General features: G+C 36.0%; 15 protein-coding genes. 9 read left to right on the top strand and 6 right to left on the bottom strand.

The window, feature by feature from the left end; all coding sequences use genetic code 11:
• Positions 1–15 precede the first annotated feature (15 nt).
• Both EKL95_RS01265 and obgE read left to right on the top strand, forming a co-directional pair.
• Entirely contained in the window at positions 16–1290 is a 1275-nt protein-coding gene (locus EKL95_RS01265; protein WP_126554578.1) for a hemolysin family protein, read from the top strand.
• Positions 1291–1372: 82 nt separating this feature from the next.
• Positions 1373–2374: a GTPase ObgE gene (gene obgE / locus EKL95_RS01260; RefSeq protein WP_126451789.1), complete on the top strand. Its 1002-nt coding sequence runs from the start codon at positions 1373–1375 to the stop codon at positions 2372–2374.
• 65 nt (positions 2375–2439) lie between these two features.
• Here the strand turns inward: obgE and EKL95_RS01255 are convergent, their stop codons facing one another.
• Together EKL95_RS01255 and EKL95_RS01250 are read right to left on the bottom strand one after the other, a co-directional pair.
• Positions 2440–3432: a glycosyltransferase family protein gene (locus EKL95_RS01255; protein WP_126563361.1), complete on the bottom strand. Its 993-nt coding sequence runs from the start codon at positions 3430–3432 to the stop codon at positions 2440–2442.
• 80 nt (positions 3433–3512) lie between these two features.
• On the bottom strand, positions 3513–4328 hold the full coding sequence (locus tag EKL95_RS01250) for a UDP-2,3-diacylglucosamine diphosphatase (RefSeq protein WP_126563360.1): 816 nt from the start codon (positions 4326–4328) through the stop codon (positions 3513–3515).
• Positions 4329–4472: 144 nt separating this feature from the next.
• Between EKL95_RS01250 and EKL95_RS01245 the strand changes: the two genes are divergently transcribed.
• Genes EKL95_RS01245 through EKL95_RS01220 form a run of 6 tightly spaced genes read left to right on the top strand, consistent with a single transcriptional unit; the run spans position 4473 to position 9192 of the window.
• Complete coding sequence (locus tag EKL95_RS01245) at positions 4473–5180, top strand: tetratricopeptide repeat protein (protein ID WP_126563359.1); 708 nt, start codon at positions 4473–4475, stop codon at positions 5178–5180.
• Between the two features lie 37 nt (positions 5181–5217).
• On the top strand, positions 5218–6573 hold the full coding sequence (locus EKL95_RS01240) for a UDP-N-acetylmuramate--L-alanine ligase (RefSeq protein WP_126563358.1): 1356 nt from the start codon (positions 5218–5220) through the stop codon (positions 6571–6573).
• 8 nt (positions 6574–6581) lie between these two features.
• Entirely contained in the window at positions 6582–7040 is a 459-nt protein-coding gene (locus EKL95_RS01235; protein WP_126458793.1) for a GNAT family N-acetyltransferase, read from the top strand.
• An 11-nt stretch (positions 7041–7051) separates the two neighbouring features.
• A complete protein-coding gene (gene radC / locus EKL95_RS01230) occupies positions 7052–7747 on the top strand; it encodes a RadC family protein (protein ID WP_126451795.1) in 696 nt (231 codons plus the stop codon).
• 9 nt (positions 7748–7756) lie between these two features.
• Positions 7757–8446, top strand: coding sequence for a YjjG family noncanonical pyrimidine nucleotidase (locus tag EKL95_RS01225; protein WP_126451796.1), 690 nt, complete (start codon positions 7757–7759; stop codon positions 8444–8446).
• Between the two features lie 2 nt (positions 8447–8448).
• A complete protein-coding gene (locus tag EKL95_RS01220) occupies positions 8449–9192 on the top strand; it encodes a hypothetical protein (RefSeq protein WP_126458800.1) in 744 nt (247 codons plus the stop codon).
• Positions 9193–9254: 62 nt separating this feature from the next.
• Here EKL95_RS01220 and EKL95_RS01215 read toward each other — a convergent pair whose 3' ends face one another.
• On the bottom strand, positions 9255–10532 hold the full coding sequence (locus EKL95_RS01215) for a replication-associated recombination protein A (RefSeq protein ID WP_126458803.1): 1278 nt from the start codon (positions 10530–10532) through the stop codon (positions 9255–9257).
• A 236-nt stretch (positions 10533–10768) separates the two neighbouring features.
• Between EKL95_RS01215 and EKL95_RS01210 the strand changes: the two genes are divergently transcribed.
• Positions 10769–11545, top strand: a complete 777-nt coding sequence (locus tag EKL95_RS01210) for a rhomboid family intramembrane serine protease (RefSeq protein WP_126563357.1) — start codon at positions 10769–10771, stop codon at positions 11543–11545.
• 54 nt (positions 11546–11599) lie between these two features.
• Here EKL95_RS01210 and rlmB read toward each other — a convergent pair whose 3' ends face one another.
• The 3 genes from rlmB to EKL95_RS01195 all read right to left on the bottom strand — a co-directional run bounded on the left by rlmB (position 11600) and on the right by EKL95_RS01195 (position 15043).
• The gene (gene rlmB, locus EKL95_RS01205) at positions 11600–12334 is read right to left on the bottom strand and encodes a 23S rRNA (guanosine(2251)-2'-O)-methyltransferase RlmB (RefSeq protein WP_126458809.1); all 735 of its coding nucleotides are present in this window, start codon (positions 12332–12334) and stop codon (positions 11600–11602) included.
• Between the two features lie 67 nt (positions 12335–12401).
• Positions 12402–13376: a hypothetical protein gene (locus EKL95_RS01200; protein WP_126563356.1), complete on the bottom strand. Its 975-nt coding sequence runs from the start codon at positions 13374–13376 to the stop codon at positions 12402–12404.
• 11 nt (positions 13377–13387) lie between these two features.
• Positions 13388–15043, bottom strand: coding sequence for a SusD/RagB family nutrient-binding outer membrane lipoprotein (locus EKL95_RS01195; protein WP_126563355.1), 1656 nt, complete (start codon positions 15041–15043; stop codon positions 13388–13390).
• Positions 15044–15057 lie beyond the last annotated feature (14 nt).

Here is a 15057-nt window from a genome sequence, read left to right as displayed (position 1 = left end):
GAATCAACTAAGAAATTGGAAATACTAATAATATTTTTTCTAATACTGCTTAATGGAATTTTTTCCATGTCAGAAATCGCATTGATTTCGGCACGTAAAAATAGATTAGAAACTTCTGCAAAAAAAGGGAATAAAAATGCTCAAATTGCATTGGAATTAGCAAATTCTCCAAACAAATTTTTATCAACCGTACAAATAGGAATTACCTTGATAGGGATTCTAACCGGTATTTATAGTGGGGATAAAATCACATTTGACGTCGAAACTTACATCAATAATTTTGAGATACTCAAACCGTATGCCCATTCTGTTTCTGTTGGGATTGTTGTAGTGGTTTTAACTTTTTTTTCTATGGTTTTAGGGGAATTACTGCCAAAAAGAATTGGTTTAAATCATCCGGAAAGCATTGCAAAAACAGTGGCATTACCCATGAAAATTATTTCGGTAATTATGGCTCCATTCATTTGGATGTTGACGCATTCAACGGAATTTTTGTTGAGTATTTTACAAATAAAACCAACAGCTGACGGCAAAGTTACAGAAGAAGAAATTAGAGCGATTATCAAAGAAGGAACTGAAGGAGGCGAAGTTCAGGAAATAGAGCAAGATATTGTGGAACGCGTTTTTCATATTGGTGATCGGAAAATAAATTCTTTGATGACACATAGAAAATCAGTAGTTTTTCTACCTTTTCATGCAGATAAAGAACAGGTTAGAGAGTTTATGCTTAAAGAGTTGCATTCTATTTATCCTGTTTACGGTGAGAATTATGATGATATTGTAGGGGTTGTTAACCTAAAAAATATTTTTGCCCATTTTGAGAACCAAAATTTCAATTTGGCTGATATTATGACCGAAGCTCCCTTTATGATGGAGCAAACCACGGCGTATGTAGCGTTAGAGAATTTTAAAAAAACCGGAATACATTACGCATTTGTATCTGATGAATATGGTGTTTTTCAGGGTGTTATTACACTGAATGATATTCTGGAAGCGCTGGTTGGTGATGCTTCGGATTTTTATAAAGATGATTTTCAGTTAATTGAAAGAGAAGATGGAACATGGCTGGTTGACGGACATTATTCGTTGCACGATTTCTTGACGTACTTTGAGTTAGATGAACTAATCAATGATTATGAAGTTACTACGGTGAGTGGATTAATAATGACGGAACTATCTCATATACCCAAACAAGGAGAGAAATTAATCTGGCAAAAATTTGAGTTAGAAGTTATCGATATGGATGGCGTCAAGATTGATAAAGTGATGGTGAAAGCCTTAAAGGGTTAAAATTTGGTTTAAAGTTTAATGTGTAAAGTTAGTGTGCCGCTAATCTTTAATCTTTAAACTATAAACTTTTAAACAAAAAAAAATGACTGAAGGGAATTTTGTAGATTATGTTAAAATATATGTTTCATCCGGAAAAGGAGGAAAAGGATCTACGCACTTGCACAGAGAAAAATTTATTGAAAAAGGAGGCCCTGACGGTGGTGATGGTGGTCGTGGTGGCCATGTATATTTGGTAGGAAATAAAGCACTTTGGACATTGTTTCACCTAAAGTTTGCCAGACATATCAAAGCCGGTAATGGTGGAGATGGAAGTGGAGACAGGAGTACCGGTGCAGATGGTGACGATAAATTTATCGAAGTGCCGCTGGGTACTGTTGTAAAGGATAAAGAAACGGGAGAAATATTATTTGAAATTACTGATGAGGGTGAAAAACAAATTCTTTCTCGCGGTGGGAAAGGTGGTTTAGGTAACTGGCATTTTAGAAGCTCGACAAATCAAACCCCCAGATATTCTCAACCGGGATTGCCTGGAGCAGAGATGGATGTTATTTTAGAATTAAAAGTGCTGGCTGATGTAGGTTTGGTAGGTTTTCCTAATGCAGGAAAATCAACATTATTGTCAGTTTTGACTTCTGCAAAACCAAAAATTGCCGATTATCCGTTTACTACCTTGAAACCAAATCTTGGTATTGTAGCCTACAGAGATTTTCAATCTTTTGTAATTGCAGATATTCCCGGAATTATTGAAGGAGCAGCCGAAGGAAAAGGTCTTGGACATTATTTCTTGCGCCATATTGAACGGAATTCAACTTTATTGTTCTTAGTTCCAGTGGATACTCCGGATATCAAAGCGGAATATGATATTTTGGTAAATGAATTGACAAAATACAATCCCGAAATGCTTGACAAAGAGCGTTTGCTGGTGATTTCTAAATGCGATATGCTTGATGATGAGTTAAAGGCAGAGCTAAAAGTAGAGTTAGACGTTGCTTTCAAAGATGTTCCTTATATGTTTATTTCTTCTGTGGCTCAACAAGGTTTGACAGAATTAAAAGACAAGTTGTGGAAAATGTTGAACGACTAATTTTCATAAATTTCACAAAAAAGGTGTTCTTTTAGAACACCTTTTTTGTTGCCGTAATTTAAGAATTAGTTACTGTTGTAGGTGTCAAATAAGAACTGTAATGTGTCAGGGACTGTATTAGCTAGTATATTAGGTATAGGAGTATCCTTATTAAGCCAGTTTTCTATGATTAAATCAAAATTATCACCTGCTTCATAAACTACTGGAACCCCCATTTTTTTTAGTGCTGCAGCATTACACTCCTGCTCATAATGATTTCGTATAGGAATGCTGAGTATTTTTTTTCTAAGATACAATGCTTCTGCGGGTGTTTCAAATCCACCACCGGTTATGATACCATGACAGTTGATTAAGCTTTGATTGAACTGTTTTTGATTTACAGGATAATACGTGATGTTGCCAATGGTATGTTTGAGTTTTACATCATTCAAAAACCAGTGAAAATTAATTTCGGAGCGTTTATTAAACGCTTTTTCTAAACAATCTTTTTGGAAAGACGGTAAATAAACCGTTATGTGTTTTAAGTCTTTTGGTTCGGCATGTATGATTTCATCTTTAATAATTGGAGGGAGAATGAAAGAATCGTATTTCTCAAAATGCAATCCAATATACTGCGGAGAAGGAGCATAATGTTTTAGAATTATTTCTCCCATAAGGCTTTTTTTTTCTGGTCTTGGTGTCAATTTTGACGCAAAACTAGCTTGATGTCCAAATTGTACCGAATGTACTTTCTGTAATTTACAAGCAAGAGAAGTAATTGAATCAAAATCATTTATTACAACATCATAATTTTTTAAAGGTAGAGAGCTTGCATCTTTGAACATCTGTATTGGCCTAATGTTTTTTGCAATATTCCAGTAGTTCAAGCCACCACATTTACTGTAGTGCAAGCTGCAACCGTCGCTTTTGTATTTTACCGGTAAATCAATTTTTAGGCTAGCATTATTTCCACTCATGAAGAAGTCTACAGTGCCAAATTTTTGTAAATAAGGATAAAGTTGCATGGCTCTACTGATATGACCGTTGCCAGTGGCTTGAATAGCATAAAATATTTTCATGTTTGTTATTTAGATTGGATTATAACTGATTTCTTTTAAATATGGATTTATTAGGATAAGATGATTTTTCCTCAGGGTTATTAAGATAAAATTTTGGTTACAATGTCATTTATAATTGCATCTTCTTTGTTCTCATGGTCTATATAGTCCGTTTTTTTATACTGGTAAATACTCCATTTTTCTTTTTTGTATTCCAATGCGGTAAGGTTTTCGACCCAATCACCGCTGTTTAAATACATAACCTTTCCATGTTCATTTTGTACTTCCCTCATTTGGGGTTTGTGAATGTGTCCGCAAACTACATAACTGTATTTTTTTTGAATAGCAATTTCGGCGGCTGTAGTTTCAAAATTTGAAACAAAAGAGACGGCTTTTTTTACACTGTCCTTAATCATTTTAGAATAGCTTCTTTTTTCTTTTCCCAAAAGCACTAAAACCCAATTGATAAAACTATTTATCAAAATCAATAAATCATAGCCTTTTCCGCCAAGTTTAGCTAAAATTTTAGCATAGCCTTTCGTAGAAGAATCGAAAACATCCCCGTGAAAAATCCAGGTTTTTTTTCCGTCTAAGTCCAGAATTAATTTATCTGCCAATTCAAAATTCCCTAAAATAAAATCGGAATATTTTCGTAAAGCTTCATCATGATTACCAGTAATATAAATAACTCGAGTTCCCTGATTCGACATTTTTATGATTTGTCGCAATACATTCATGTGTGAGGCAGGAAAATATCTTTTGCTAAAACTCCACATATCAATGATGTCTCCATTTAAAACCAGCATTTTTGGCTGAATCGATTTCAAGTATTGTAGTAATTCGGTGGACTGACAACCATAAGTTCCTAAGTGTACATCGCTTAATACCACTAAACGAATTTTTCTCTTTCTTTTCATAATTTGTTTTGACGAAATTAATTACTCTGTGTTATGGTAATGTTTCGTATGTATTATTATTACACGCTACACATATTGATTTGTTAACTTTTTTTAAGATTAAAAAAGCTCTTTATTACTTTAAATTTTCCTTATTTTTGAAGAATGAAACATTTTATATTAGTTTTTTTATTATTTCCTATTATGATTTGGTCACAATCCAATTTTGAAAAAGCGCAAAAACTCTTCAAAGAGGAAAAGTATGCGCAGGCACAAACAATATTCGAATCAATACTAAAAACGAATCCTTCAGATTTGAAGACGATAGAGTATTTAGGCGATATTGCCGGTTATTATAATTCATGGGAAAAAGCAATTACCTATTATAAAAAGCTAAAAATAGTAAAACCATCGGAAGCCAATTATTATTATAAATATGGTGGTGCGATGGGAATGAGAGCTAAAGAGAGCAGTAAATTTAAGGCGCTTGGGATGATTGCTGAAGTCAAAGCATCTTTTGAAAAGGCCATCAATCTGAATCCAAAACATATAGAGGCGCGTTGGGCTTTAATAGAATTGTATATTCAATTGCCAGGTATTATTGGTGGGAGTGAAACTAAGGCAGTAAAATATTCTAATGAATTATTGCGATTATCTCCTGTTGATGGTTATTTGTCCAGAGGACATATTGAGGAATATTTCGAACGATATAAAGGTGCGGAACAGCAGTATAAAAAAGCAATTCTGGCTGGTGGTTCAAAAATAAGTTACCAAAAGCTGGTTAGCTTATATAATGATAAAATGAATGAAACTGAAAAGGCAAAATCTCTTTTAGAATCCTATAATAACAAAAAGGTTCAAAGTAGTTTTTAATTCACTTGAACTGTAAAACTCTAAATTAAAACAATTAATGCGTACACATTTTATAGCTGTCGGAGGTAGCGCCATGCACAATCTGGCTTTAGCATTACACAACAAAGGATATCAAGTTACGGGAAGTGACGACGCCATTTTTGAACCGTCAAAATCTAGATTAGACAAAAAAGGGATTTTACCGCCAGCATTAGGCTGGTTTCCTGAAAAAATAACATCAGCTATTGAAGCTGTAATTCTTGGTATGCATGCCAAAGCAGATAATCCTGAATTATTGAAAGCCCAGGAATTAGGACTCAAAATATATTCGTATCCGGAGTTTTTATACGAACAATCTAAAAATAAAACACGTGTGGTTATTGGTGGTTCTCATGGAAAAACAACTATAACTTCGATGATTTTGCATGTAATGCACTACCATGACATTGCTGTAGATTACATGGTTGGCGCTCAACTGGAAGGATTTGATACAATGGTGCATCTTACGGAAGAGAATGACTTTATCGTTTTAGAAGGAGATGAATATTTGTCCTCGCCGATAGACAGAAGACCAAAGTTCCATTTATACCAACCGAATATTGCTCTAATTTCAGGGATTGCTTGGGACCATATCAATGTTTTTCCCACGTATGAAAATTACGTGGAGCAGTTCGAAATTTTTATTGGCAAAATTACCAATGGCGGGATTCTCGTGTATAATGAAGATGATACTGAAGTAAAACGTGTTGCAGAAGCGGCTACAAATCCAATCCGAAAATTAGCCTATCATACCCCAAAATATACTGTTAATGAGGGTGTGACACTGCTGGAAACTCCGGAAGGCGACATGCCAATTGAAGTTTTTGGAGCACATAATCTTAATAATTTGGCTGGTGCCAAATGGATTTGCCAGAATATGGGTGTTGATGAAGCTGATTTTTATGAAGCCATTGCCAGTTTCAAAGGTGCATCAAAACGATTAGAAAAAATTGCGGAGAGTAAAACAAAAGTGGCCTATAAAGATTTTGCACATTCCCCAAGTAAAGTGGCGGCAACTACCAAAGCGGTAAAAGAACAATATCCAAATCGTACTTTAGTGGCCTGTTTAGAACTTCACACTTATAGTAGCTTGAATGCAGAATTCTTGAAAGAATACGAAGGCGCACTTGAATATGCTGATACAGCAGTAGTTTTCTATTCGCCCGATGCCGTAAAAATCAAACAATTGGAGGAAGTAACACACGAGCAAATTGCTACTGCTTTTAACAGAAAAGATTTAATTATTTATACCAATCCAAAAGATTTCGCGGATTATTTGTTTAATTTAAACCTTGAAAATTCGGCTTTGTTGTTGATGAGTTCCGGTAATTACGGCGGATTGAATTTTGATGAAGTAAAGGAATTGGTAAAGTAAATAATGCTATGAAAGATTCTATAAGAATTGCTAAGACTACAAGCGAAAATCCTGATTTTATGGCTCTTATTAGCGCTTTAGATAAAAGTTTATGGGAGCGTTATCCCGAATTAAAAACCGACTATTGGGGTAATAATATTTTGGAATTAAACCCAAATGTTATTGTTGTATATCTAAAAAACGAAGCTGTTGCTTGCGGTTGTTTTAAAAAATATGATAAAAATACAATTGAAATAAAACGTATGTTTGTTTCTCCTGAGGTGCGAGGAATGGGATTGGCTCAAACTATTTTACGAGAATTGGAACTTTGGGCGCAGGATTCTGGATCATCATTTTCTGTTTTGGAAACATTATACAAGCAAAAGGAAGCTATTGCTTTGTATCAAAAAGCGGGATATGTTATTGTTGATAATTATGAGCCTTATGTGGGTTTAGAAAATAGTATTTGCATGCGCAAACAAATTTAAACAACAAGCGAATGGCTGAAAATTCCTTTTTTCCTATTACCAATTGGTCCGAAGACGATAAACCACGTGAAAAACTAATGCTGAAAGGTAAAAGTGTTTTGAGTGATGCGGAACTGATAGCTATTTTGATAGGTTCCGGCAGCAGGAATGAGTCAGCGGTGGATTTGAGTAAACGGATTTTGGCAAGCGTAGATACTAATTTGAATGCCTTAGGAAAATTATCACTGTCTCAGCTCATGCAATTTAAAGGAATAGGAGAGGCAAAGGCCATTTCTATTATTGCTGCTTTAGAATTAGGAAGACGCAGAAGAGGCGAAGAGGTTGTGGAATTGACAAAAATTACTTCCAGCAAAATCATTTTCGAAATCATGCAGCCTATTATTGGGGAATTACCACACGAAGAATTTTGGATTATTTATATGAATAACTCCAATAAGGTACTGTCGAAATCCCAATTGAGTAAAGGCGGAATCACCGGAACATTGGTCGATGTGCGAATCGTTTTCAAAACGGCACTCGAAATCGGAGCTACAGCATTGATCTTGTGTCACAATCATCCTTCCGGAACCTTGATTCCTAGTGATGCCGACAAACAAATTACAAGAAAATTGAAATTGGCAGGTGATAGTTTAGAAATAAAAGTATTAGATCATCTTATTATAACTGAAACCAGTTATTTCAGCTTTGCAGATGAAGGGATATTTTAAAATTACAAAATGAAACAAACACATATAAAGGACGTTTTTTTTGATTTAGATCATACCCTTTGGGATTTTGATAAAAATTCAGAGCTCACTTTTGAGACTATTTTTAACAGAAATCATCCAACGATAGCAACCAAGGAGTTTATTGAAAAATATGTTCCAATTAACCAAGCGTGTTGGGCACTTTATCAATACGATAAGATTACCCATCAGGAATTGCGGTACAATCGATTGAAACACTCGTTTGATGCGTTGAGTTATACTATTTCAGATGAAGAAATAGAGACTATAGCGGAGGATTATATTCGGTTTTTGCCGGATAACAATCATCTTTTTGATGGGACAGTGGAACTTTTGGAGTATTTAAAACCTAAATACAATTTGCATATTATAACCAATGGTTTTGCGGAAGTGCAATTTAAAAAATTGAACAATTCAAAAATTGGAAGCTATTTTCAGACCATAACTAATTCAGAAATGGCTGGGGTAAAAAAACCAAATCCCATTATCTTTGATTACGCTTTAGATTTGGCCAAAGCCAAAAAAGAAAAAAGTATCATGATTGGTGATAGTTTAGAAGCGGATGTTCAAGGAGCACTGGATGCGGGACTGCAAGCTATTTTTTTTAATGAAAGTAAAGTTCAGGTAGAACAGCACATCATACAAATTAACCATTTATTAGAACTTAAAAAATATTTATAAAGATGAAAAAATCATTAGTATTCCTGCTGATATTAGTTGTTAGTTATTCCTATTCTCAATCGGTAAACGATTATAAAGCTGTGATTATTCCCGTTAAGTACGATTTCCTCAAAACAGAGAATCAGTATCGACTGACAACAATGTCTAAATTCAATCTAAACAAAGCCGGTTTTGAAGCTTTTTACAGCAAAGAAGCCATTCCAAGTGACTACAGTGACCGTTGCAGTTTGTTGTATATGGATGTTGTTAAAGAAAATGCTTTTTTGATGACTAAGTTATTTGTGACACTTAAGGATTGTTACGGGAAAATAATTTTCCAATCTGCAGTGGGGAAAAGCAAGGAGAAACAATATGAAACTGCGTATGGCGAAGCGCTTAACAAAGCTTTTGAATCCGTTAATGAGTTGCAATATAAATATAACGGTACTATAAATACAACTATGGAGCCAGAAGTTACCAAGCCCTTGGCCGCTCCGGTGGTGTTGGCTCAAAAAGTAGTCAGCGACTCAGTATCTGATGAAAAAGAAATGGATTTGCTTTATGCTCAGCCTACGGCAACCGGTTTCCAGTTGATTGATAGTTCTCCAAAAGTTGTTATGAAAGTTTTTAAAACCTCTAGTGCCGAATCTTTTATCGCTTTCAAAGGAGATATTAAAGGTGTTTTAATTGCTAAGAACAACCAATGGTTTTTTGAGTATTATGAAAACGACAAATTATATTCTGAAAAAATAGCGGTAAAGTTTTAGTGCAATTATAAATTAATTATTTTTCTAAAAGGGATGTACTGCGGTGTATCCCTTTTTGTGTTTTAATAGCCATATTTATTTTTCCAGCGGTTTTTTAAGAATTCTCTTGTGATGTTTTCTCGGGAGTTATTTCCGGGAATATAAATGGGATTGTTGGACAGTTCATTAGGAAGGAATTCTTGTTCTGCAAAATTATTTGTGTAATCGTGTGCATATTTATATTCTTCGCCATACCCTAATTCTTTCATTAATTTAGTGGGCGCGTTGCGCAAGTGAATTGGTACCGGTAAATCGCCAGTTTGTTTTACAAGTTGTTGCGCAGTTCCAATGGCCAGATACGAAGCGTTACTTTTAGGGGAAGTGGCTAAATAAACGGCACATTGGCTTAATATAATCCTGCTTTCCGGATATCCAATTGTGGCAACCGCCTGAAAGGTATTATTGGCCATAATAAAAGCAGTTGGATTGGCATTTCCTATATCTTCACTACTCAGGATAAGCATTCGACGAGCAATAAATTTAACATCTTCACCGCCTTCAATCATGCGGGCAAGCCAATACACAGCACCATTTGGATCACTTCCCCGAATGGATTTTATAAAAGCTGAAACAATGTCATAATGTTGTTCGCCAGTTTTGTCATACAAAACGGTATTTTGTTGTACTAAAGCAAAAACACGTTCGTTAGTGATTATAACATCGTCTTCTTCGGATGCATGTACAACAAGTTCAAAAATATTCAACAGCTTACGTCCATCGCCACCGGAAAGGCGCAATAAGGCTTCTGTTTCTCTTAGTTTAATGTTTTTGGTCTGCAAATAAGCGTCTGTTTTTATGGCGCGTTCCAGAAGTGTTTCTAAGTCTTTTTTGCTAAAAGCGTTCAAAACATACACCTGACATCGGGACAATAGTGCTGGAATAACTTCAAAACTAGGGTTTTCTGTTGTGGCACCAATTAGGGTGATCCACCCTTTTTCTACCGCAGCCAATAACGAATCTTGTTGGGATTTGCTAAAACGATGAATCTCATCAATGAATAATATAGGGTTTTTAGCCGTAAACAAACCCCCACTTTGCTTTGCTTTTTCAATCACCTCGCGAATGTCTTTCACACCGGAATTGATGGCACTCAAAATATAAAAGGGTCGTTTTGATTCCTGTGCAATAATTTGCGCTAAAGTAGTTTTACCAGTGCCCGGTGGTCCCCAAAAAATTAAGGAAGGGATAATTCCTTTTGTAATTTGTTGTGTCAAGGAACCATTTGGTCCAACCAAATGGGATTGACTGATGTAGTCCTCTAATTTTTGTGGTCGTATGCGTTCTGCAAGTGGTGCTTCCATAGTGTAAAATTAATATTTTTTTTAATCTAAGCCCATTTATGATTGTCAAATTTATTTTTCGGAGCTATTTCCAGCTGTACACTATATCCACGCAAAAAAGCGTGGGATGCCGTTTCCATCTGGGCTAGGAATTCTTGTGTTTAATTTTACTCTTGGGTTGTACTATGACAAAATTGCATTAAATTGCTTTTGGAGAAGTTTTTGAATTAAGATGATAGTATAAACAAGTAGGATTCATGGACAAACATTTTAAATTCACGAATTTAGTTATTGGACTGCCTCTTTTTTTTGTGGTAGTATTGTGGTTTGTCTTTTGGCTCGAAATTCGATTTGATTTTGACTTTGTCCAAAACGGTATTTACCCTCGAACATTTTCAGGTCTGCAAGGAATCTTGTTCAGTCCTTTTATTCATAGTGATATAGAGCATTTGTACAACAACTCGATACCTGTATTGGTATTATTGGTCGCTTTACAATTTTTCTATGCGAAACAATCGTTGGCGGTTGTTGGGTATGGAATTCTATTGTCTGGATTTATCACGTGGATTATTGGTCGGGAGAATTACCATATTGGAGCCAGTGGTTTGATTTATGTGTTGTTTAGTTTTATTTTTTTTAAGGGAATTCAAACAAAGTACAATCGATTAATAGCCTTGTCTCTTGCCGTGATTGTTGTTTATGGAGGTTTAGTTTGGTATGTTTTTCCAAGTCCTGAGATTCCAGGTAATAAGTCTATTTCTTGGGAAGGTCACCTGGGAGGGTTGCTCTCCGGATTCCTTCTTACGTTAGTATATAAAACTCCAGAATATAAAAAAGTCCATAAGTATGATTGGGAACATCCGGATTATGATCCCTTGGCGGATAAATTCATGCAGCGTTTTGATGCCAACGGTAATTTTGTAAATCTTCCGAGAGACGAGCCTGAGGAATTTGCTTCTTTTTATTGGTGTAGTCTCCCGATTTGTTACACTGTTGTAGCGCATAAAAAAAATGAATCAAAACGGGAGTCTTGATTCATTTTTAGTGAATTTGTTTTGGTTCCCTATTCTTTGGGAAGGGTTTGGAAATTAACTTCTCTGTCTTACCGCTTCGTATAAAAAAGCACCACAAGCTACGGATACATTTAAAGAACCAATAGTTCCAAACATGGGAAGTTTAGCTTTTTCGTCAACAATCTTCAATACAGATGGGTTTACACCACGATCCTCAGATCCCATAATTATGGCAACAGGCTCGTTCAAAGAGATATCATAGATGTTTTGATCTGTTTTTTCAGTTGCAGCAACTGTTTTGATACCGCTTGCTTGCAATAAGAAAATAGCATCTTTGATGTGTTCTACTTTGCAAATTGGAATATTGAATACAGCTCCTGCAGAGGTTTTTACCGTATCACCATTCACAGGAGCTGAGCCTGCTTTTTGGACAATAATACCGTTTACGCCGGTGCATTCAGCAGTTCTGATGATAGCGCCAAAATTACGCGCATCAGAGATTTGATCTAATATTAAGAACAATGGTTTTTTCCCGTTTTCAATTACAGATTCAATCAACGTTTCTAAATCAAAAAAGGAGATAGGGGATATGGTTGCCACTGCACCTTGATGGTTATTAGGCGTTAATCTATTTAGTTTTTCAACCGGAACATAAGAAAAGTTAATATTACCGCGCTTCATCACTTTCATTAAGTCTTTCATCAGTTCGCTGCTCGCTTCCTTCTGAATGTAGACTTTGTCTACTGTTGCGCCTGCTTGTATGGCTTCGATTATAGCTCTAATCCCAAATATTTGATGTTCTTTTTCCATGGTGCAAATATATAAAAAAAAACCACCCCAAGAATGGGATGGTTTTAATATAAACTAATTTTAAGTGTTATCTGGCAAAAATTGTAGGCCAGTTAGCTCCACCCTGACGGGTGATAACTGTAGTTCCTGCATCACCGTATGTATTTCTCCATTCGATAGTTATCTTGTTTCCTGATGCAGCTGTTATTTTATAGGTATAACTATCACCATATTGGTCAGTTCCACTAGCAACAAGGTTGCTACAAAACCAAGTTACCCTGGCTCCTGAAGAGGTAGCGGGGTTGTCTCCCCAGCAGGAAGAACCAAACTGACCAAATCCTAGATCCGTTGTAGAGAAAACTCCTGCTGTTGCAGTTGCTGTCCATGTAACTGTTCCGGTAACTGTTCCGCCACAGGAGGCTCCTGAAACACCTGCACCTGCACCTGCTTTCATATTAGTGGTAACAAAGGTGTGGCTGCCAGCTAGAGTTTCCGTGATAGGGCAAACGACATTTGCATTGTATCTAAACGGGGATCTAAAGTAGGCACCTCCAAGAACATTGGCATTTGCATTCGTGTTTGTGAATACTCTACCATCTTTCATTACTTGAGATAACCGAATAATAAATTGATCACCACCGGTAAACTGTGCATCTGTTAGTGCTAACTTAGATTTTAATTCAGCTGCAGTAACTATTACTTTAGCAAAAGGTAATTCTCTAGTGCCAGCAGTAAATTCAGAAGCTGCTATCGTTTTTATTAGTATTTCTGCCTTGGTGTTGTTACCATCTGCTACAAAATTATCTTTGAACGATGCATAGATATCAATTTTTTCAGTGTCAGCTCCGTTTTTAGCGTCTTGGACTTCAACGGTGACTTCAAATTTAGCATCTGGATTTCCAAGTGCTATGGTAGGACTTGTTATTGGTATTATAGTCCGTAAGGTGCCACCACCTATAACTGTATTTTCTAACACAGAGTCAATTGTATTGTCTCCTTCGCTACATGAAAATAACGCTAGAGCAATCATGAGTAGACTTGCTGAATTTATTAATTTTTTCATAATTTTTAGATTTAATTACCAGTTGGAAAACCTGTTTCTGGGTTGTTATCCCAAAATACGCGTTGAGTTACCTTTGCTTTTTGTTGCACATTTGGATTAGCCCCCGTTTCTGAAGCAGGATACAAGAAAGATCTAATAAATCCACCTGGATTTGGGTCAATGTTAGGTTGCATGTTTTTTGGAAGTCCGGTTCTTCTGTAGGCATTGTAAGAGTCAATACCGTTTCCGTATAAAGTGACGAAAAATTCTTTTATTACCACATCTAATTTTGCATTTGCTGCAGCATTATCATACTGTGTACTTACAATATTTTTGTAGTCAGTGTCAACCGTAGTAGAAGGGACAAATGAGGTAATTGCCGTTTTGTCTCTAGAGATAAAGGCTCTTACTTTATTAAAAGATTTCTGAATTCCTGCTAATGTTAGTGCTTTGGCGTCACCTGTTCCGCCCGAAGACAACGCAGCTTCCGCTCTCCAGAAATCCACCGTTGAAGCTAAAACGATCGGCGTAATTCCTTGTCCTGCAGCACCAAATGTTAATCCGTTAATTGCTTTAAAAGTGTTGTCATCAAATTTACCACCAGCTGGATACAATCCTGAGGCAGTTCTCTTTTGACGGTCATTTGGAATTCCTTCGTTGTTTCCGTGATCTCTTCCCCAATATCCTTGATCTGAATCGATTCTGCAATACACATAACCACCATTGGCATAGTGATTCGGTATCGGTTCAACAGTGCATCGTAAATCTTGCTCACTTACAGGTACCGAACTTACTTGCCTGTAAAAGTAGAAACGCAATCTAGGGTCTTGTACAGATTTACCGTTTTTCATTTCGTTCATCAGCCAATTGGATTGATATCCTGCTTCAATTCCTGAAGGGGTATAATTATTTACGTATTCCGGATGTCTTGAATCTGGATTTGCGCTACTGACCCCCCAGTTAAATTCAAAATCTTCTCCAGCTCCTATGTAGGAACCAGAACTAATGATCGTGTTGAATTTACTGATAGCAGTTGCGTCTACTAACCTGGTTTGAATATAGATTTTAAGCTTTAGTGTATTAGCTAATTTGATCCATTTACTCCAGTTTTTTCCATAATAAAAATCATTTGCAGGTACTGCGGTGGCAGTGGCATTGAAATTAACAATGGCTTTGTCTAATAAGTCTAACGCCTGTTTGTATACTTCTGATCCGGAATCTAATTTAGGAGTTAGATTATTAGGGTCTAGAGCTTCTGAATAAGGAATGTCTCCAAAAAAATCGACCAAAGTAATGATGGTGTAAGCCTCCATAACTTGACCCATTGCAATGTGTTTGCTAAAACCTTTTTCGGTTGCAATTGGATTCATTACCCGAATGTTTTTAAGAATAGAGCGATATGATATTTGCCACTCAGTGTTAAAAAATGAAGCGCCATATGCATTTTGGTAATCCCTACCAGACATATATTTCAATCGGCTAACTTCAGATCCGCTAGTGCCCAGTAATTGTACTGCTTGGGCAAATTCTACTTGAACACCATTTAGCAGTAAATCCGGACTGGCCGCTGTTAATGGAAGTGCATTAGGATCTTCGGTTAAATCTAGGTTCGTAGTCTCGCAGGAATAAAACGTGACTAAACTTATCAATGTGATAAGAAAACCTGCTGTTTTAAATATTTTTTTCATAATTTTTTTTTAAA

Source organism: Flavobacterium sp. LB2P53 (assembly GCF_003970305.1).
GTDB lineage: Bacteria > Bacteroidota > Bacteroidia > Flavobacteriales > Flavobacteriaceae > Flavobacterium.
The sequence above is the reverse complement of the archived record's forward strand: the minus strand, read 5'-3'. Positions and strand labels throughout refer to the sequence as shown.